At 73.8% G+C, this 17,523-nt stretch carries 18 protein-coding genes; 6 read left to right on the top strand and 12 right to left on the bottom strand.

All coding sequences use genetic code 11. The features are described 5' to 3' along the window. Positions 1–19: 19 nt before the first annotated feature. Positions 20–247 (bottom strand): DUF6458 family protein, encoded by a 228-nt coding sequence (locus tag ACTMTJ_RS16535; protein ID WP_441217388.1) that lies wholly within the window; start codon positions 245–247, stop codon positions 20–22. Between the two features lie 125 nt (positions 248–372). On the opposite strand from ACTMTJ_RS16535, the gene wrbA reads away from it, so the two are divergent. Next, on the top strand, positions 373–1,002 hold the full coding sequence (gene wrbA, locus ACTMTJ_RS16540; RefSeq protein WP_441217390.1) for an NAD(P)H:quinone oxidoreductase: 630 nt from the start codon (positions 373–375) through the stop codon (positions 1,000–1,002). Next, positions 999–1,466: a general stress protein gene (locus ACTMTJ_RS16545; protein ID WP_441217392.1), complete on the top strand. Its 468-nt coding sequence runs from the start codon at positions 999–1,001 to the stop codon at positions 1,464–1,466. The genes wrbA and ACTMTJ_RS16545 overlap by 4 nt, the downstream gene beginning before the upstream one ends. A 1,264-nt stretch (positions 1,467–2,730) precedes the next feature. Here ACTMTJ_RS16545 and ACTMTJ_RS16550 read toward each other — a convergent pair. Together ACTMTJ_RS16550 and ACTMTJ_RS16555 are read right to left on the bottom strand one after the other, a co-directional pair. After that, on the bottom strand, positions 2,731–4,299 hold the full coding sequence (locus ACTMTJ_RS16550) for a sigma-70 family RNA polymerase sigma factor (RefSeq protein WP_441217394.1): 1,569 nt from the start codon (positions 4,297–4,299) through the stop codon (positions 2,731–2,733). A gap of 43 nt (positions 4,300–4,342) precedes the next feature. Further along, complete coding sequence (locus ACTMTJ_RS16555; RefSeq protein ID WP_441217396.1) at positions 4,343–6,385, bottom strand: serine hydrolase; 2,043 nt, start codon at positions 6,383–6,385, stop codon at positions 4,343–4,345. A gap of 170 nt (positions 6,386–6,555) precedes the next feature. Between ACTMTJ_RS16555 and ACTMTJ_RS16560 the strand changes: the two genes are divergently transcribed. Beyond that, positions 6,556–8,340 (top strand): exo-alpha-sialidase, encoded by a 1,785-nt coding sequence (locus ACTMTJ_RS16560; RefSeq protein WP_441217398.1) that lies wholly within the window; start codon positions 6,556–6,558, stop codon positions 8,338–8,340. A 49-nt stretch (positions 8,341–8,389) separates the two neighbouring features. Then, positions 8,390–8,971 (top strand): hypothetical protein, encoded by a 582-nt coding sequence (locus ACTMTJ_RS16565; protein WP_441217400.1) that lies wholly within the window; start codon positions 8,390–8,392, stop codon positions 8,969–8,971. A 138-nt stretch (positions 8,972–9,109) separates the two neighbouring features. Here the strand turns inward: ACTMTJ_RS16565 and ACTMTJ_RS16570 are convergent, their stop codons facing one another. From ACTMTJ_RS16570 to ACTMTJ_RS16610, 9 genes are all read right to left on the bottom strand, one after another. Beyond that, entirely contained in the window at positions 9,110–10,315 is a 1,206-nt protein-coding gene (locus tag ACTMTJ_RS16570) for an RNA polymerase sigma factor (RefSeq protein WP_441217401.1), read from the bottom strand. Next, a complete protein-coding gene (locus ACTMTJ_RS16575) occupies positions 10,312–10,659 on the bottom strand; it encodes a YciI family protein (protein WP_441217402.1) in 348 nt (115 codons plus the stop codon). Before ACTMTJ_RS16575 ends, ACTMTJ_RS16570 begins: the two co-directional genes overlap by 4 nt. A 107-nt stretch (positions 10,660–10,766) precedes the next feature. Continuing rightward, positions 10,767–11,282, bottom strand: a complete 516-nt coding sequence (locus ACTMTJ_RS16580) for a DUF1990 family protein (RefSeq protein ID WP_441217404.1) — start codon at positions 11,280–11,282, stop codon at positions 10,767–10,769. Next, positions 11,273–12,409, bottom strand: a complete 1,137-nt coding sequence (locus ACTMTJ_RS16585; protein ID WP_441217406.1) for a YndJ family transporter — start codon at positions 12,407–12,409, stop codon at positions 11,273–11,275. The genes ACTMTJ_RS16580 and ACTMTJ_RS16585 overlap by 10 nt, the downstream gene beginning before the upstream one ends. Next, entirely contained in the window at positions 12,406–13,080 is a 675-nt protein-coding gene (locus ACTMTJ_RS16590; RefSeq protein WP_441217408.1) for a TetR family transcriptional regulator, read from the bottom strand. The genes ACTMTJ_RS16585 and ACTMTJ_RS16590 overlap by 4 nt, the downstream gene beginning before the upstream one ends. A 122-nt stretch (positions 13,081–13,202) precedes the next feature. Further along, positions 13,203–14,627 (bottom strand): fibronectin type III domain-containing protein, encoded by a 1,425-nt coding sequence (locus tag ACTMTJ_RS16595; protein WP_441217410.1) that lies wholly within the window; start codon positions 14,625–14,627, stop codon positions 13,203–13,205. 66 nt (positions 14,628–14,693) lie between these two features. Continuing rightward, positions 14,694–15,035, bottom strand: coding sequence for a PRC-barrel domain-containing protein (locus tag ACTMTJ_RS16600; RefSeq protein ID WP_441217412.1), 342 nt, complete (start codon positions 15,033–15,035; stop codon positions 14,694–14,696). A 29-nt stretch (positions 15,036–15,064) separates the two neighbouring features. Further along, positions 15,065–15,889 (bottom strand): alpha/beta fold hydrolase, encoded by an 825-nt coding sequence (locus ACTMTJ_RS16605; protein ID WP_441217414.1) that lies wholly within the window; start codon positions 15,887–15,889, stop codon positions 15,065–15,067. Between the two features lie 66 nt (positions 15,890–15,955). After that, positions 15,956–16,234, bottom strand: coding sequence for a hypothetical protein (locus tag ACTMTJ_RS16610; protein ID WP_441217416.1), 279 nt, complete (start codon positions 16,232–16,234; stop codon positions 15,956–15,958). Between the two features lie 60 nt (positions 16,235–16,294). Between ACTMTJ_RS16610 and ACTMTJ_RS16615 the strand changes: the two genes are divergently transcribed. Then, positions 16,295–16,687 carry an SRPBCC family protein gene (locus ACTMTJ_RS16615; protein ID WP_441217418.1) on the top strand — a complete coding sequence of 131 codons (393 nt, stop codon included), beginning with the start codon at positions 16,295–16,297 and terminating at the stop codon, positions 16,685–16,687. A gap of 27 nt (positions 16,688–16,714) precedes the next feature. After that, the gene (locus tag ACTMTJ_RS16620; protein WP_441217420.1) at positions 16,715–17,251 is read left to right on the top strand and encodes a class I SAM-dependent methyltransferase; all 537 of its coding nucleotides are present in this window, start codon (positions 16,715–16,717) and stop codon (positions 17,249–17,251) included. Positions 17,252–17,523 lie beyond the last annotated feature (272 nt).

Consider the following 17,523-nt stretch of genomic DNA (forward strand, 5'->3'; position numbering starts at 1 on the left):
GACGACGCGGGCCCGCTGCTCACACGTCCGGAGGCGGCGCGTCGGAGGGGAAGCGCGACTGGGAGGCGGCCGACGCCCGGCGCCGGCGGTCGTGCCAGTACCAGAGCGTGACAAGGACGACCGCGCCGCCGGCGAGCATCACGATCACGCCGGTCGCCTGGAGGTCGATCCACCAGGGATCGACCTGGATGGCGAACGCAAGGACGGCGCCGAGCGCGATCAGGAAGATTCCCCCGCCGATGCCCACTGCACAAAGCCTCCGCCGCTTGGGGACCGACCCACCGAACGTAGCTCGCCGCGGATACCCCTATCCGCCCTGGTCACCCGGCCCGGGTGGGGTCGCGTCACCCGGTGCCGGCAAAGCGTGGAGGCATGGACAACGACGTCAAGATCGCCGTGATCTACTACTCGGCGACCGGCAACGTGCACGGCCTCGCCGAGGCGCTGGCCGAGGGAGCGGTCAAGGCCGGCGCGCACGTGCGGGTGCGCCGGGTGCCCGAGCTGGCGCCGGACACCGCGATCGACGCGAACCCCGAGTGGCGGGCGCACGTCGACGAGACCCACGACATGGTGCCGGAGGCCAGGCTCGACGACCTGGCCTGGGCGGACGCGTACGCCTTCGGCACGCCGACCCGCTTCGGCATGGTGTCGGCGCAGCTCAAGCAGTTTCTCGACCAGGCCGGCGGGCTGTGGCTCAACGGCGTGCTCACCGACAAGCCGGCCACGGCGTTCACGTCCAGCATCAACCGGCACGGCGGGCAGGAGACCACGCTCGTCTCGCTGTTCAACCTGTTCGCCCACTGGGGCTCGATCATCGTGCCGCCCGGGTACACCGACCCGGTGCTCTACGAGGCCGGCGGCAACCCGTACGGCGTGTCGTGGCCGACCGGCCAGCCACCCGAGCCGCCCGACGAGCAGACCCTGCGGGCCGCCCGGTACCAGGGGCAGCGCCTTGCCGACATCACCCGGCGGCTGACGCCGAAGGAGGAGTCCACCCGATGACGACGACGCTCGTCGACGGTCGCCCGACCGTGACCGTCGCCTCGTACCCCGAGTACCAGCCCGCTCAGCACGCGGTCGACCACCTGTCCGACAACGGCTTCCCGGTCGAGCGGGTGGCCATCGTCGGCACCGGCCTGCGCACGGTCGAACAGGTCACCGGCCGCATGACCGTCGCCCGCGCGGCGCTGTCCGGCGCCGCCACCGGCGCGTGGGTCGGCCTGCTGATCGGCCTGCTGCTGGGCATATTCGCCGGCGGCGACTGGTGGTGGGTGATCGCCACCGCCGTGGTCCTCGGCCTGATCTGGGGCACCGTCTTCGGCGCGGTGGCGCACGCCATGACCGGCGGGCAGCGCGACTTCTCGTCCGTGAGCGGGCTGCGGGCCAGCGAGTACGCGGTCGAGGTCGACTCCGGCCGGGCCGACGAGGCCGTCCGCCTGCTCGACCGCCTGCCACCGCGCCGGTGACGCCGGCGTCAGGACGGTCGGGCGGATCGTCCTGGCGCCGGTCCCGGCGAAACTTCGGCTTGCGTCGTGCCCCGTACCGGCACCGCCGGCATGGCAAGATCGTGGCACATGCCTCCGCCGACCGCCTCCCCACCGCCGCCGGACCCGCACCGCGAGCGCCGGCGGGCGCTGCTGGCCGGGATCGCCGGACGGCTGCGCGAGGTGGGCATCGAGCCCGCGTTCGGCGCGCTGGAGTCCTATCGGGACTTCTACGGCACGCTGCCCGCCGGCACCACCGGGCTGGTCTGCGAGCAGCCGCCGACCACCGCGCGGCTCCAGGTCACCGCCATCCTGCTACGCCACACGCTGCCACCCGGGCACGGCGGCCTCTCCCCCGACCGGCGCTCGTGGGTGCGCGACGCCGACGTGGTCTACGACCTCGACGGCGACGGCGAGCCGGCGTTCGAGGTCACGATGCTCGAAGACCCGGACGACGGCCTGGGACACAGCCGCGACACGTCCGCGCAGCGCACGGCGACCGCCGACGAGCAGGCCGTCGTCGACACGGCCCGGCTCTGGTACGGATACCGGCACACGCTGCGCGGCACCCCGCCCAAGGCCGACCCCCGCCGCGAGCACGCCCGGCTGCGGCGCGAGGTCGAGCGGCGCGACGCGGCGGCGGCAGCTCCCGACCTGCGCACCGACGGTGCCGCCGGCGACCCGCACCGGCTGGACGCCGGGCTGCTGTGCTGGCACTTTCCCCGCGACCGTAGCGGCCGCTACTCCCGCCGCGCGGTGGTGGCGCTCGCGCCGCACGGCGCCGACCCGACCAAACGCGGCCCCTGGCTCACCGCCCGCGCCCGCGACGGCGCCCTCGTGCTCGGCGTCGAGCCGCTAATCGGCGTCAACCAGGACCACCGGTGGGACGCGACGCCGTGGCTGTGGAGCAAGGCCGGCCGGCACGCCACCGCGCACGAGCGGTGGCAGGTGGCGAGCCCGGAAGAGGCGCGCCCGCTCGCCGCGCTCCTCGACGCGCACGACGTCGCCGCCGCGCTGGAGGCCGCTGGCGTCCGCACCGACGCGGAGGTGGCCGGGCTGCTCGACGGCTTCCCGACCCGATACTTCCGCGCCGGGCACACGGACGTGTGGGTGGCCGCCCTCTACGCCGGGCTGGCCCGGTCGGCGCCGTGGCGCTTCGCGGCCGCGTACGACACGTGGCGGCGCGAGCGGGTCGCGCTGGGCCGCCCGGCCGGCGGGCCGGTGCCGCTCTTCGGCCTGACCGGCCTCAACCAGCAGCGGCGCCCGATGCTCGCCCTCGACCTGCGCGGCGGCGCGCCGGAGCTGCGGATGGTCTGGACCGGCAGCAACGCCCGGCTGCCCCGGGCGCTGTGGGAGCGCCCCGCCGACCTGGACGCCGCCCTCGCGGGCCTGGCGAGGCCGGTGCCGACGGCGCCGTGAAGCCACCGGACCCGTCGTGGTCGCACGGGTTGGCCAGTGTCCTGTGTGGGCTGTCGTCGGTGCTGCCGTCGGTGGCCGTGCCCCGCACCCACCACACGACCCGCGCGTAGCGCAGGCCGGTGCGGCTGCCACTGGCCGCGCTGCGCGTGGTCGCGGTCATGGCGGCGCTCTCCGTGGCGGCACCGCTGGCGCGCCGCCAGAAGAGCCGGCTCGCGGTCATGGTGCGGTTGGCGGTGGCGTCGGCCGAGAGCGTGTACGTCGCCCCATCCGACCCGCACCGCGCCTGCCCGCTCGCGGTCACCGCGAACGCCGGCCGCGGTTCTCTCGTGGACGGTACCGGGCTCTCGGGCTCCTCTGTGGACGGCGGCGTGGGATCCTCGCGGGTCGGCCTGGGTGTGGGTGAGGTCGTGGGCTTGGGTGACGTCATGGGCGCGACCGGCGGCGTAGGCGGTCCCGCGGTCGGGATCGGGGTCGGGGACGTCGCCGGCGGCGCGGACCCGCTCGCCAGGTCGGGTGGCGGGGCCGGTTCCCCGGGACGGGTCAGCACGATCACCACCAGCACCGCCACGGCGGCCGCGGCCCCCGCCGCCGCCAGCGCGCCGCGCCGCCGCCGCGCCGGGAACCCGTCGCGGTCGAGCCGGACGTCGGGTGGCCCGGCCGGCCGCCAGGAGACCGCCGGGAGCACCGCGAACGGCACCGCCACGTACCCGGTCAGCAGGGCGGCCGGGCTGAGCAGCGTGGCGCGGCTGGCCAAGCAGCGGGCGCACCCGTCGACGTGGCGCCCGAGCCGCTTGCGCAGCAACGGCGTGAGCCGCCCGTCCCACCCGGGCACCAGCTCGCGCAGCGCCGGGCAGGCCGCCGCCCGCGCCACGAGCAGCACGCCGAGCGCGCGCTCCAGCTGGAACCGGGCCCGGGACAGGCGGGCGTGCGCGTGGTTGCCGGAGACGCCGAGGACCGCGCCGATGTCCACTACGGACAGTCCATGCCGGAGCGCCAGCTCGATCACCTCGCGGTCGCCGTCGCCGAGCCCGGCGGCCGCGGCGTGTACCAGCTCGCGCACCTCCGCCGCCCGCACGCCCGCGCCGAGGTCGGCGGTGTCCGCGCTCGCATCGTCGAGCTCGGCCGGCACCTCCCGCCGCCGGTCCCGGATGTGGCGCAGGCACTCGTGCCGGGCGATCGCGTACAGCCACGGCAGCAGCCGCTCCGGCTCGCGCAGCTGCCCGGCCCGCCGGCCGGCGATGACGAACGTGTCCTGCACCGCGTCGGCGGCCGCGTCCGCGTCGCGCAGCGTCGCCCGGCAGTACGCGTACAGCCGGGGTGCGTAGCGGCGGTAGGCGCCGTCGAGACCCCGCGGGTCGCCGGCGACCATCGCCGCCACCAGCCCGCGGTCGTCCATCTCCGGCACGGTAGCTCGCTCGCGCACCCCGGCTGTCCGGCGCTCAGACCATCAGGTCGCCGATTTCCTCGGCGATGTAGGTGGCGTGGTCGCCCGCGCCGCCGTCGAACTCCTCGCGGTTGACGATCACGGCGATCGCGATGCCGTCGTCGGGGTACACCCGCAGGTGCGCGTCGGACCCGAGCTGCTTGCCGTCCTTGTCCGCGACCTTGTGGCCGCCCTCGGTGTCGAGCGCCCAGCCGTACGCGTAGGACCACCCCTCGTCGCCGCCGTCCCAGATGTAGTCGTCGTCCGCGACGACCTGCCCGGCGATCATCGCGGCGCCGAACCGGGCCATGTCCCGCACGCTGGACTCCAGGCCCCCGCCAAGCGTCTTCCACGTGGTGTCGTCCGGCGCCACCTCGTCGTTGTCCGCGCCCTCGTAGAGCTTGGCGCGGCGCACCGGCTCGCCGATCCCGTAGGGCTCCTCCTGGCGGAGCGTGGTCAGGCCGAGCGGCTCGCTGATCTCCTGCCGCACGAGGTCCTTCACGCCGGCGCCGGTGGCCTCCTCCAGCGCCGCGCCGAGGATCGTGTAGCCGTGCGTGCTGTACAGGTACGAGTCGCCGGGCGTGCACGCCGTCGACACCCCGCCGCCCTCGGTCCACGACCGCAGCGGGTCGGCGTCGAACTCCCCGACCACCGCCTGCGCGTCGCTGTACCAGGACTGCGCCATGTTGTCGTCCGCCGCCTTCTCCACCTCGAACTGCTCCGGGTCGGTCGCCTCCAGGGACGACTTCGGGTGGCCGGCGTAATGGCGCACGCATCCCCTGTTGCCGGCCAGCTGCTCCAGAGTCGCCTGGTGCTTGTCATCCAGCGGTTCGTAGTAGGAGTTCGCCGTCTTGTGGCGGTCAACGTCGCCGTCCGGCTTCTCGTCCAGGCGAAGCGTGAGCGCGCCGCCGACCGCCTTGCTCACGGAGGCCCACCGCAGCACGTGGTCGGCGTCCATCAGGATGTCGCCTGCGATGTCCGCCTTGCCGAAGCCGCGCGTGTACCGGAACACCCCGTTCTCGATGACCGCCACGGCGATCCCCGGCACGTCGTCCTCGCCCATCTCCCCGGCGATGAGGGCGTCCACGTCCGGCCGCAGCCGCCAGTCGGGCTTGTCGCTGTTCTGCCGCCAGATCGAGGCGTACTTCACGCCGGTCGAGGTCTGGTAGCGGCCGACGAAGATCTGCCGGTAGCCCTGGTCCACGTTCAGGTGCCAGTTGTTCCCGAACTGGTGGGCGGTCATCTCCCGCCATCCGCGCCAGCGACGGTCGTTCGCGTTCTCCACCCAGATGCCGCCGAAGAGCTGCTTGGCCCCGCTCAGGGCGGAGTCGAACGAGAGCATCCGGAAGCCGTCGGCGTCGTATTCGCCGAACGCGGCGGCGTACTGGGCGTTGTCGAAGTCGCCGTGCAGGTGCCAGTCCAGCCCTTCGGGGTTGTCCAGGAACACGACGCTGTAACGGATGCCGCCCAGGTCGCGGTACATGTCGAAGTCGATCGGCATCCGCTCGGCCCGCCGCTGCTCCTGCTCGCGCGCCGCGAGCTGGGCGAGCGTCAGCCCGAACCAGGAGAACGAGGTGAGGCCCTCGACGTTCTGCACCCACGCCGCGGCGAAGTACCCGGCGCCGTCCACGCTGTAGATCTCCCGGTCGACCAGGCGTAGGCCGTCCGCCTTCGCCTTGGCGGCCGCCGCCTCGTACTCGGCCTTGGTCATCCGCGGCTCGACCCGCCAGTCCCGGCCGTCGAGGTTGTCCTGGACGACGCTGGCGAACCACGGCTCCCCACCGAAGCCGTCGGCCTCGATGTCGACCGGCAGGGCGCCGATCTGCTTCCACTCGTCGATGTCCCGCGCGAACTCCTCTTCCGTCCGCTCCCGCCGCTCGACCCAGTCGACCTCGTTCGGGTCGAAGACGGCGGACGGCTGGCCCGGGTGGGCGCTCGCCACCGGCCCACCGGCGACGAGCGTGGCGGCGAGACCGGCCAGCGCGAGGCCGGCGACGGCGAGGCGGCCGCGGCGGCGTAACCGGCGCGCCCGCCGCCAGGCCTGCGAAAGATAGATCATGATCCCTCCAGGTGTCGTTGGGGTTGACACCGGAACGAGACCCGCGCCCGGTGGCCACCAACACCTTTCGCCTGTCGCCAACCCGACACCGGCCATTGAACTCAGGCAATGGGATACATAGGATGTCCTATGTGAAGCGAATCGGGATTGGTCTGCTTTGTGGTGTTCTGGTGGCAGTGACCATGGCGCCGCCGGCTCGCGCGGCCTTGCCGCACACGGTGCTATTCGACCGGGACACGTTCGGTGCCGGGTGCTACCGGATCCCGGCGCTGATCCGTACCAAGGCCGGCACACTGCTGGCGTTCGCGGAAAAGCGGATCTCCGGCGCCGCGTGGTGCCACGACGTCGGCCACATCGACCTGGTCATGCGCCGGTCCACCGACAACGGGCGCACCTGGCAGCCGCCGCTCTCCCAGCCACCCACGGTCGTGCTGGAGGGCACCGACGCCGACCCGGCCGCGCCCGCGACCCGGGGCAATCCGGCGCCAGTCGTCGACCAGGCCACCGGCGCGATCCTGCTGTTGAGCACGTTCAACACAAGCACGAGCGACGCGGTGCGCACGCCGTACATGCAGGTCAGCACCGACGACGGCGTCACCTGGAGCCGGGCGCGCAGCCTCGCCGCCGCCATCGACAAGCCCGACTGGGGCTGGTACGCGACCGGTCCCGGCCACGGCATCCAGCTGCGCCGCGGTGCCCACGCCGGGCGGATCGTGGTCGGCACCAACTTCTCCGACGGCGCCGGCCGCAACGGCGCCCAGCTCGTCTACACCGACGACGCCGGCGCCACCTGGCACATCGGCGCGCAGGACATCCGCCCGAACGACACGATCGTGCCGCAGGAGCTGAGCCTCTTCGAACGCGCCGATGGCACCATCTACGCGGCCGCGCGCGACAACAGCCAGTCCGCCGACGGCGTCAACCGGGCGTTCGCGCTCAGCCGCGACGGTGGCGAGACGTTCGCCGCGCCGTTCGCGAACGTGCCGGGCCTGACCGCGGACGCCGTACAGGGCGCCACGCTCGTCATCCGGTCCACCGCCGACGGCGACCGGTACAACCGCGTGCTCTTCACCGCGCCGACCCATCCCACGCTGCGGCAGGACATCCGCGTCCGCACCTCGTGGGACGAAGGCGCGCGCTGGCAGACGCCCCCGCAGGGCACCGACGTCACCGCGGATGCCTACTCTGGATACTCGGACCTGGCGCTGCTGGGCGGCGGCGAGATCGGCCTGCTGTACGAGGGCGGCACCGTCGACGCCCGCGACGAGGTGCGCTTCGCCCGCTTCACCGAGGCGGCGCTCGGCCTGCCCGACGGCGCCACCGGTCCGACCACGCCCGACGTCTCCGGCCGCGGCAACGACGCGTACCTGCGCGGCTCCCCCACCCGGGTGGCCGGCCGCTTCGACAACGCGCTCGACCTCGACGGCACCGACGACTTCGTGCAGCCGCCGTTCGCCGAGTCGCTCGCGATCGGCGGCGGCGACTTCACCGCCACGATGTGGGTGCGGTACGGCGCGAAGCAGACCGACCAGGCGCTGCTGTGGGCGTACAACCAGGGCACCAGCGTGTCGCAGGTATGGCTGCGCGCCGAGCCGGGCGCCAACCGGATCCGCGGCTGGCTCCAGACGGCGAACGGCAGCGCCCAGGTGGTGTCCGCGCAGGCGTACGACGACAGCGCCTGGCACCACGTCGCCCTCCAGCGCGCGGGCACCACGCTCCGCCTCTTCGTCGACGGCACGCAGGTGGGCTCGGTCACTTCGCCGGCCGGCACGGTCAGCCCCGACCGTCCATTCCGGATGTACGCCGGCCAGCGCCTCGACGGCACCCAGCGGCTCGACGGGACGCTCGACGAACTGCGCGTGTACCGGCGAGCGCTCACCGTCACCGAAGTCCGGGACATCTGGCAGACCAACCGCACCGACGTCAGCGGGGCGGTGCTCCGCCTCCCGTTCTGACACCTCGGGGCGGCGGCGCGTGGTGACCGTGTGGCAGACTCGCGCACTTATGAGCACCCAACAACTTCAGAGCCTGCAAACTCTCATCGTGCGGCAGCGGATCCGCATGATGGTCAACCAGTACGAGGTGCACGCGGCCGGTCCCGACGGGTCCGAGGCCGGGCTTATCGCTTTCGCCCAGCAGAAGCGGATGGCCTTCAAGGAGCAGGTCACCCTCTACTCCGACGACACCAAGCAGCAGCCGGTGCTCGGGTTCAAGGCCCGCAAGGTGATGGACCTCGGCTCGGCGTACGACGTGACCGACCCGTCCGGCGCGGCGATCGGCGTGTTCCGCAAGGACTTCAAGCGGTCGCTGCTCCGCTCGACCTGGATCTTCGAGCAGCCGGGCCTGCCGGCCGCGACCGGCCAGGAGCGCAGCCAGCTCGTCGCGATCCTGCGCCGCTTCATGGACTCGCTGTCGTGGCTGCCGTACCACTTCGACTTCGTCTTCGAGGGCGAGCAGCCGGCGTTCTCCGTGGTGAAGAAGTGGGGCCTGCGCGACAAGTACGTCGTGACGATCCACGACCCGCGCCTCGACCGGCGGATGGTCATCGCGATGGCGGTGGGGCTGGACGCGCTCCAGAGCCGCTGAAACTCCGTTGCCACAACGGATCGCACGGCTTACGTTACATAGCAACAGCTTGTGGCTAGCTGCGGCCGGCGCCCCTCGCGGGCGCTGGCCCCGCCGCGGCCGGCGGACTCCTCTCTCGCCCGCCGGCCGCCATCGGTTTCACTCCACTGTGGAGTGTAGGCGCGCGGCGCGCCGCGCCAGATAGCGCTGCTCCGGCTCGTTCGCGGTCATCCGCGCGGCCTTCAGATAGGCGGCCCGTGCGGCCGCCGGCTCCCCGGCCCGTTCCAGCAGATGGCCGCGGACGGCCTCGAGCCGGTGGGTGTGTGCCATCCGCTCGTCCACGTCGAGGGTGCCGGCGACGGCCAGACCCGCACGCGGGCCGTGCACCATCGCCACCGCGACCGCGCGGCTCAGCGTGACCAGCGGTCCGGGCGCCACCTCGGCCAGCACCTCGTAGAGCGCGAGGATCTGCGGCCAGTCGGTGCGTTCGGCGGTGGGCGCCTCGTCGTGCACGGCGGCGATCGCGGCCTGGAGCTGGTACGGCCCGACCGGCCCGGTGCCCAGGGTCGCGGTGAGCAGACCGACCCCCTCCCGGATCGCGGCCGCGTCCCAGCGAGACCGATCCTGCTCGTCGAGCGGCACGAGCGCGCCCTCGGCGTCGGTGCGGGCGGCCCGCCGGGCGTCGGTGAGCAGCATCAGCGCGAGCAGGCCGGCCACCTCGCCCTCGCCGGGCAGCAGCCGGCGCAGCAGCCGGGCGAGGCGGATCGCCTCGGCGGTCAGGTCGGCGCGCCGCGCCGTGTAACCCTCGTTGAAGATCAGGTAGAGCACGTGCAGCACCACGCCGAGCCGCGCGCCGCGCTCCGGGGCGGGCGGCAGCGTGAAGCGGGCGCCGGCCTCGCGGATCTGCCGCTTGGCCCTCGTGATCCGCTTGGCCATCGTCCCCTCCGGCACCAGGAACGCGGCCGCTGTCTCCGCGGTCGTGAGCCCACCGACCGCGCGCAACGTCAGCGCGAGCTGCGACGGCGGCGAGATCGCGGGATGGCAGCAGAGGAAGAGCAGGACGAGGGTGTCGTCCGGGTCGTCGGGCCGGTGTTCCGCGGGATCCAGGGCCACCGCGACCTCCCGCTGGCGGCGGGCGCTGTCCGCCCGCCAGTGGTCCACCAGCGCACGGGTCGCGACGGTCGACAGCCACGCGCGCGGCCGCTCGGGCACGCCCTCGACGGGCCACCGCCGGGCGGCCGCGAGCAGCGCCTCCTGCACCGCGTCCTCGCACGCGTCGAACTGGCCGTACCGCCGCGCGAGCGCGCCGAGGACCCGCGGCGCGAGGTCGCGCAGCAGGTCCTCGAAGGCGGCCGGGCCGGTCACCCTTCCATGATCCGACGGACCTCCATCGGGTACTCGGTGTAGGCCACCACCCGCGACGCGATCTCCAGGGCCCGCTCCTCGGTCGCCTCGACGATCCAGTAGCCGGCGAGCGACTCCTTGATCTCGGCGAACGGCCCGTCGGTCGGCGCCGGCGCCCCGTTGTGGAAGCGCACGGTCGTGGCCCGGCTGGGGTCCATCAGCTTGTGCGAGGCGACGACCTCGCCGGCCTCCTTCAGCTCGGCGTCCATCGTGACCATCAGCTCGTGCAGGCCTTTGACCCACTCCGGCGAGCGCCCCTCCAGCGACGCACCCAACCCGCCGAACATCATGATCATGTACTTCATCGTGTCTCCCTGGCTCCGGCGCCCCGGACGGGCGCGTGCCCCGTGGTCGGAGCCGCCACCCGCGTTCTGGACATGCCTTCTACGGTTTTCTGGGCCCGCACCCCGTTCTACGGTTTCTGGGCCAGCAACCGCCGAAGGGCGGCGCCGCACCGGTGGGCGTAGAGGCGCTGGAAGGGCGGCACCAGCGGGCCGGCGAGCCACACCCACCAGCGCACCGGGCGGCTGAACGCGACCACCTCCAGCCACACCGCGCCGTCCCCGTCCAGGGTGACGACGAACGCCTCCTCGCCGCGCAGCGGGTGTCCGGTGGTCGTGCCGTATCCCCAGCCGGCCCGCCGCTCCCCTTCCTCGGCCCAGACCACGACGCACGGCGCGGTCATCCGGATCGGGCCGATACCGGGCCGCGCGGTCACGGCGCCGCCGGTCGCGGCACGGGGTGCGGACGCCCGGATGGGCACGCCCATCGCCGCGTGCATCCGCCAGGTGAACACAGCCTCCACCGCCCGCGCGAACGCCGTCTCGCCCGCGCCCACCCGCGTCCGGTAGCGCAGGTGGCGATATCCCGCCGGCAGTGGTCCGCGCCGGGTGGCGCCCTTCTCCGGGTACGTGGTCGTCAGCCCCACTCGCTGCCCCTTCCCATCCGCTGCCAGGCGACCAGGGCGCAGAGCGCGAAGCCGAGCGCGTTGGCGAGACCGTGTGTCGCGACCATCCAGGAGATCGGCAGGTGTGGCAGGCCGGTGGCCCGGCCGAGCGCCCAGTCGAGGGCCAGGAGCATCGTCACTCCGAGCGTGCACGCCGACGTGACGAGCAGCCCACCCGTGACCGATGCGGCCCGGCCGCGCGTAACCGAGGGCGTCTGGTCGCTCCGGGCCGGCACGGCCCCGCCGCTCGGGGCCGGCGCCGCCGCCCCGCCGCACGTGACCGAGGGGGTCCGGTCGCTCGGGGCCGGCGCCGCCCCGCCGCCCGTGACCGACGCGGCCCGGCCGCTCGGGGCCGGCACGGCCCCGCCGCGCGTAACCGACACGGCCCCATCGCGGGCCAGCCGCCAGGTGAGTGCGGCGACCAGCCACATGCCGGCGGTGAGCACCGCGGCGCCGGCCAGCTCGACCCACTCGCTCGTGAAGAAGCCGACGAAGACGACCGCCACGCCGGCCGGCACGGAGATCGCGGCGAGGCGCCCGGCCGGTCCGTCGCCGTCGAGGCCGCAGACCAGGCCGGCGACGAGCGCGGCCGCGAAGCCGGCGTAGTGGAAGTGCGCGACGGTCAGCGCCAGCACGTCGAGGTCGAACCCGAACAGCCGGTAGCCGGCCCGCTCCGCCACCAGCGCACTCCCCGCGACCGCCGGCGCGACGAGCGCGGTAGCGGCGGCGACCAGCCGCGGCCCCGCCATCACCCGGGCGAGGCCCACGCCGCCGCCAGGGCCCGCGGGACCGGCGGGGACCGCGACGGCGGCGGGGGCCCGGCGCACGGCGGAGACCAGGCGGGCGGCCGGGATCCAGCGCGCGGAAACCAGGCGGGCGGCGCTGGTCGCCAGCGCGGCGGTGGCCGGAACGTAGGCGGCGGCCAGCGACGCCGCCAGCCAGCCGCGCGGCAGCCACACCGACGCCGCGGCCGGCGCCGCCGCGAGGAGCCACAGCCGGCGCACACCGGCCAGGCCCGGCGCCGCCAGCAGCCGCAGGCCCAGCGGCATCACCAGCAGCAGGCCGGCACATATCAGCAGGTCGAGCAGCGCGCGGCTCCACGCGCTCACGAACGCACCTTTCGCACCAGCCACAGCAGGTCGTTGGTGATCGGGCGCATGCCGGGCAGCCGGCTGAGGCGGATCAGCCGCCCGACGAACGGGGTCGCCAGGTCGACGAGCCGGCGGGTGCGATCCTGCTCGTACGACATGTCGTGCACCCAGTGCAGCGTCAGCGCCAGGTAGCCCAACCACAGCAGCTCGGGCAGCTCGGCCCGCACCTGGCGGTCGACCGCGGGCTTGGCGCCCTCGACCACCTCGCGGAAGAGGTCGATCGCCGCGTCGCGGGCTCCGGCGGACTCGTCGCTGAACGGGCTCGACGGCGACCTCGGGTTGATCGCCACGCCGACGAAGGAGCCGGCGAAGTCGTGGTACGGCCCCATCACGGTGATGCCGGCGTGCAGCACGCCGCGCAGGCGGTCGGTGAAACCCCGGTGGCGCAACGCCTCGGCGGACTCCTCCCGGTGGCGGCGCTGGATCTCCGCGTAGAACTCCTGGACGAGATGGTCCTTGGAGCGGAAGTAGTAGTACGCGTTGCTCACCGAGAGGCCCGCCGCGTCGGCGATCGCCCGCATGGTGGTGCGCTCGTAGCCACGCTCGGCGAAGAGGCGCAGCGCGGTCTGGACGATCAGCTCGCGCGTGCGCTCACCGTGGGCGGGTGACGCCCCGGACGGCTCGGACACCCAAGACACCTCCGGATTTGAACATGTTCAAATCACGCTCACCGTAGCCCCGGATTTGAACATGTTCAAGCGTGGCGGTGCTCACCCGCGGGCCCCACCCACCCGGCGGCGTGCGGCTACGACTACGGCGGAGGGAGGTACGGCACGCGGATCGTGAGCGGCGCGCTCTGCGCCGACTCCAGACCCCGCCCGTCGACCGCCGCCACCGTGAGCACCTGTGTCGTGGCCTGTGGCAGGGCCAGCGCGATCCGCGTCGTGTCCGCGGTGGCGAGCACCTCCGCGCCGCGGTAGACGCGGTACGAGACCGCGGGTTCGCCACCGGGCGGCTGCGTCCACTCCAGCGTCACCACACCGGTCAGCGGATCGCCGGACACCATGCGCAAGTCGGCGGGGCGGGTCGCGCGTCCGGCGGGGCCGGGCGGCGTGGTGACGCCCACCGCCGCGCTCGCGCCGCTCCGGCCGCACTCGCCGGCGAGGGTCGCGGCCACCCGGAGGGAGTACGCCGTCGCCGACGCAAGTCCACTCAGGACGGTGCTGGTGCCGGCGCTCACGCCCACCGCCGCCCCCGTACCGTCGTAGATCGTGTAGCCGGAGGCCGCCGCGTCGTACACCCAGGAAAGCCGCACCGACGACGCGGAGAGCGCGGTGGCGGTGACCGCGGCCGGGCGCGGCGGGCGGGCCTGGCACGCGGCGGTGGATCCGCCCACCGCGACGGCGGGTGACTCGTTGCCACGCGCGTCGAGCGCGGCGACCTGGAAGGTGTAGTGGTCGGCGTGGTAGAGCCCACGCACCACAGTGGACGTCCCCGCGGTGGTGGCGACACGGCGGCCCGCGTCGTAGACGGCGTAGCGCGCGGCGCCACCCGCCGGCGGCTGCCACGCGAGCGCGAGCGTCGTGTCGGTGGCGGCCGTCACCGCGGCGCCGGTCGGCGGGGCGGGCGCGCCGCCCACCCCCGGCGCGGTCGTGACGGTGACCCGCAGCGGCGGCGGCATGGGGCCGAAGCAGCCCGGGAGGTGGGTGACCTCGAACGTGTACGTGGTGGCCGGGCTGAGCCCGCCGACACGCACCCCGGACCCGTCGGTGGAGATCGGGCCGGCGGGCGCGCCACGCACGATGTTCGTGCCCGGATCGCCGTTGCCGGTCCAGGTCAGCGTGACCGCCGACGCGGTGACGCCGGATGCCACGAGGCCGCTCGGGTGCGCCGCCGGACACGTCGGGGGCACGCCCGAAATGCCGATCCACCGGCTGATCGGGGCCGAGTGCGGCGACTCGCGGCCCGCGCCGTCCACGGCCGTGACCGTGTACGTGCGGGTGCGCGCGAAGCCGAGGTTGGTGAGCTGCGCCGAGGTGGTCGTGTTGCGGGTGATCTCGACGTCGCCCTCGTAGACGCGGAAGGCGCGGGCGCGCTCGCCCGGCGGCTGCCGCCAGGTGAGTACCGCCGTCTCGCCACCGCCCACCACGCTGAGGTCGGTGGGCGCGGGCAGCGTGCCCGCCCCTGGACCCACCACGCCGCCGAGAGCCAGGATCGCCGCCGCCAGGACTCGCATGCCGTCCCCCACAAAAAAAGCCACCGGGAACAGCTATCGAAATATGCGAATGTAGTGTCTGTCAAGCTAACGGGGCTGGCTCACCCAGTCCCACGCCCGGCGCAGGCCCTCCTGGAGCTGCTCGCCGACCGGGCGGTCGGCCTCGGCGGCGACCGGGTCGGCGCTCGGCTCGCGCAGCTCGGTGCCGGGCACGGCCAGCACGACACCGCCACGGCGCAGCTCGGCGATCTGGTCCCGGCCGGCGAAGCGGTGCCCGTCCGGCGTGCGCACGATCAGGCCGTGGAAGATGTCCGGCCCCTCGTCGGCGAGGACGTGTGCGACCTCGCCGGCGAGGATGCCGTTGCTGTCGTGCACGGGCACACCGTCGGGCAGGACGGTGTATGCCACCGGTTCGCCGAGTTCTTCCACGCCCTGACCGTACCCAGTGATCTCCGCGGCTAACCGGCCCAGACGGCCTCTTCCTGGTCGAGGAAGGCGAGCGTCACCGCGGCGAACAGCGGCGACATGAAGAGGTTGTAATGCGTGAGGCCGGGAAGGATCGCGAGCGCGTGGCCGCCCTTCGGCCGCCCCTCGCCCATCCAGCCGCCGTCCCGCAGGCCGCCGTCGAGCAGCTTGAAGACCTCGACGAAATGGCTCGGCGGGGCCATGTCGGCGTCCGCCGCCACGATCAGCGTGGGCACCCGCAGCCCGCGCACCTCCTCGGTGAGGTCGAAGTCCTGCGCCATCGCCTCGCCGATCTTGTCGAGCAGCCGCGGGAAGTCCTCCGGGCGCGGCGCGACCTTCACGTACGACTGGTACATCGGCGTGTCCTTCATGAACTCCGCCGCCGCCGCGCTGACCTGGCCCTGCTGCTCGCGCATCTCCGCGGGGATCGCGTCGGTGCGCACGTGCGCGGAGGCGGAGACGAGCCGGCCCACCTTCTCCGGGTACCGCACGGCGGTCTGGAGCGCCACCCCGCCGCCGAGCGAGTAGCCGACGACGTCGGGGCGGTCAAGGCCCAGGTGGTCGATGAGGGCGGCGACGTCGCCCGCCATCAGCGCGATGTCGATCGGCCGGTCGATGTCGGCGGTGCGGCCGTGGCCCTGTAGGTCGACCAGGATCACTTGGTGGCGCTCGGTGAGCGTGGGCAGGATCGGGCCGAACATCTCGCCGGTGCCGAGGCCGCCGTGCAACAGGATCAGCGGCCGCCCGGTGCCGTGCGTCTCGTAGTAGAGGCTGATCCCGTTGACGTCGGCGTACCGGCCGGTCGTGGTGTCACTCATGGTGCCGCTCCTCGGAGTCGATGATCGTCTTATCGTGACCGGTCAGACTCTCCGGGAGCCGCCGACTCATCGGTCGGTGAAGTTTCCCGCCGTCGCGCCGCCGCTCGTGCCGTCGCTCGTCGTGCCGCCCGCGGGCGTGCTCATTCCGCCGCTGGTCGCGTCGCCGGTGGTGGTCGGCGCCACCTTTCCGTCACCGGTGTCCCGGTTTGTCCGGCGGCGCACGCTGGCCGGGCCGGCGGTGCCGCCGGTGGTGGTCACCGCGCCGTGGCCGCGCGTCGGGCCACCGTCGCGCAGGATCTCCTCGTCCAGGGTTTCGCCGCTCTCACCAGGGGTTCGCTCAGACATGCGTCCGGCATACCCGCCGCCGTCCCCGGTAACCGCGGCCGCACTGGGTATGACCCAGCTATGGAGATCAGTGGCAGATACGGGTTTCACGCGCCGTCCGAGGTGGTCTTCAACAACCTCACGGACCCCGACCGGGTACACCGGTGGCTGCCCCTCGGCGTGTACCTGGAGCGGCGCGGTCCCGACCGGGTGCGCCTCGTGGCGCCGCTCGGTTCGACGGAGTGCGAGGTCGACGCGGTGGCCGAGGACATGCTGCTGACGTTGCGGTCGCTCGAGCCGCCGCACGTGCGGGGCACCGCCCGCGTCGAGGACGACGCGGCGGGCGGCAGCCGGGTGCACGTGGTCGTCAGCGCCGACGGGGCCGACCTCGACCCGGCAGACGTGCGGGACGTGCTCGACGAGAGCATGCGCCAGCTGTGCAGCGACGTGGACGACAACTTCAACACGGGCTGAGCGCCGCCGCCACGTAGGCTCGCGACCATGGCGGGTCGCGGGGTGGACCGGCAACGCTGGGTGGTGGACACCTTGGCCGTCCGACCGGCCGGCCGGCTGCTCGAGATCGGCTGCGGCGGCGGCACGGCGACGGCACTCGTCGCCGAGCGGCTCACCACCGGGACCATCCTGGCCGTCGACCGGGCGGCGAGCGCGGTGCGCCAGACCCGCGAGCGAAACGCCGCACACGTCGCCGCCGGCACCGTCGAGGTCCGGCAGGCCGACATCGCGGCGACCGAGCTGCCGGAGGGGTCGTTCGACACGGTCTTCGCGGTAAACGTGAGCCTCTTCTGGCTGGCCACGCCGCCCGGCCTCCTCGACCGGATCGGCCGGCTCCTCGCACCCGGCGGCACCCTCCACGTCTTCGCCGAACGCCCCGCCCACGCGGCCGTCGAGGCCATCGCCGCCCAGGTGGCGGACGCCCTGCGGACGAGCGGCTTCCACCCCGTCGGCGCCACGGTGCGCGACACCCGCGCCGCCGTGGTGGGCGGCTCCCCCGGCGAAGGTGTGTGGTCACCGCACTAGAGACCCTTCGGAGTCGAGGTGGCTTCGACCCCTGAATCCCTGTTCAGACAGAGATGTGAGCTACCGCGACGTCCGTCGTGGTCCAGACCGTCGCGCGGGGTCCCCGGGGGAACGTGGAGCGCGGCGGAGCGTTTTCTTGGGGTGCGTTTCCCGCGGCCTCACCCGTCCGCCGTTGGTCGCGCTAACCCTGCGCGCAAGCGGCGGGGGAGAAGGGGGCGGCCGGATTGAGGTCGCGCCACACGGCGGTCAGCATTTGTCCACAATGTCTGTTC

This window comes from Phytohabitans sp. LJ34, from assembly GCF_052068095.1.
GTDB lineage: Bacteria > Actinomycetota > Actinomycetes > Mycobacteriales > Micromonosporaceae > Phytohabitans.

What these genes read in the sequence shown, in the direction of transcription:
- wrbA (WP_441217390.1), top strand. Translation starts at nt 373, where the DNA reads ATGGACAACGACGTCAAGATCGCCGTGATCTACTACTCGGCGACCGGC.
- ACTMTJ_RS16545 (WP_441217392.1), top strand. Translation starts at nt 999, where the DNA reads ATGACGACGACGCTCGTCGACGGTCGCCCGACCGTGACCGTCGCCTCG.
- ACTMTJ_RS16550 (WP_441217394.1), bottom strand. Translation starts at nt 4,299, where the DNA reads ATGGACGACCGCGGGCTGGTGGCGGCGATGGTCGCCGGCGACCCGCGG.
- ACTMTJ_RS16555 (WP_441217396.1), bottom strand. Translation starts at nt 6,385, where the DNA reads ATGATCTATCTTTCGCAGGCCTGGCGGCGGGCGCGCCGGTTACGCCGC.
- ACTMTJ_RS16565 (WP_441217400.1), top strand. Translation starts at nt 8,390, where the DNA reads ATGAGCACCCAACAACTTCAGAGCCTGCAAACTCTCATCGTGCGGCAG.
- ACTMTJ_RS16575 (WP_441217402.1), bottom strand. Translation starts at nt 10,659, where the DNA reads ATGAAGTACATGATCATGATGTTCGGCGGGTTGGGTGCGTCGCTGGAG.
- ACTMTJ_RS16595 (WP_441217410.1), bottom strand. Translation starts at nt 14,627, where the DNA reads ATGCGAGTCCTGGCGGCGGCGATCCTGGCTCTCGGCGGCGTGGTGGGT.
- ACTMTJ_RS16605 (WP_441217414.1), bottom strand. Translation starts at nt 15,889, where the DNA reads ATGAGTGACACCACGACCGGCCGGTACGCCGACGTCAACGGGATCAGC.
- ACTMTJ_RS16610 (WP_441217416.1), bottom strand. Translation starts at nt 16,234, where the DNA reads ATGTCTGAGCGAACCCCTGGTGAGAGCGGCGAAACCCTGGACGAGGAG.
- ACTMTJ_RS16615 (WP_441217418.1), top strand. Translation starts at nt 16,295, where the DNA reads ATGGAGATCAGTGGCAGATACGGGTTTCACGCGCCGTCCGAGGTGGTC.
- ACTMTJ_RS16620 (WP_441217420.1), top strand. Translation starts at nt 16,715, where the DNA reads ATGGCGGGTCGCGGGGTGGACCGGCAACGCTGGGTGGTGGACACCTTG.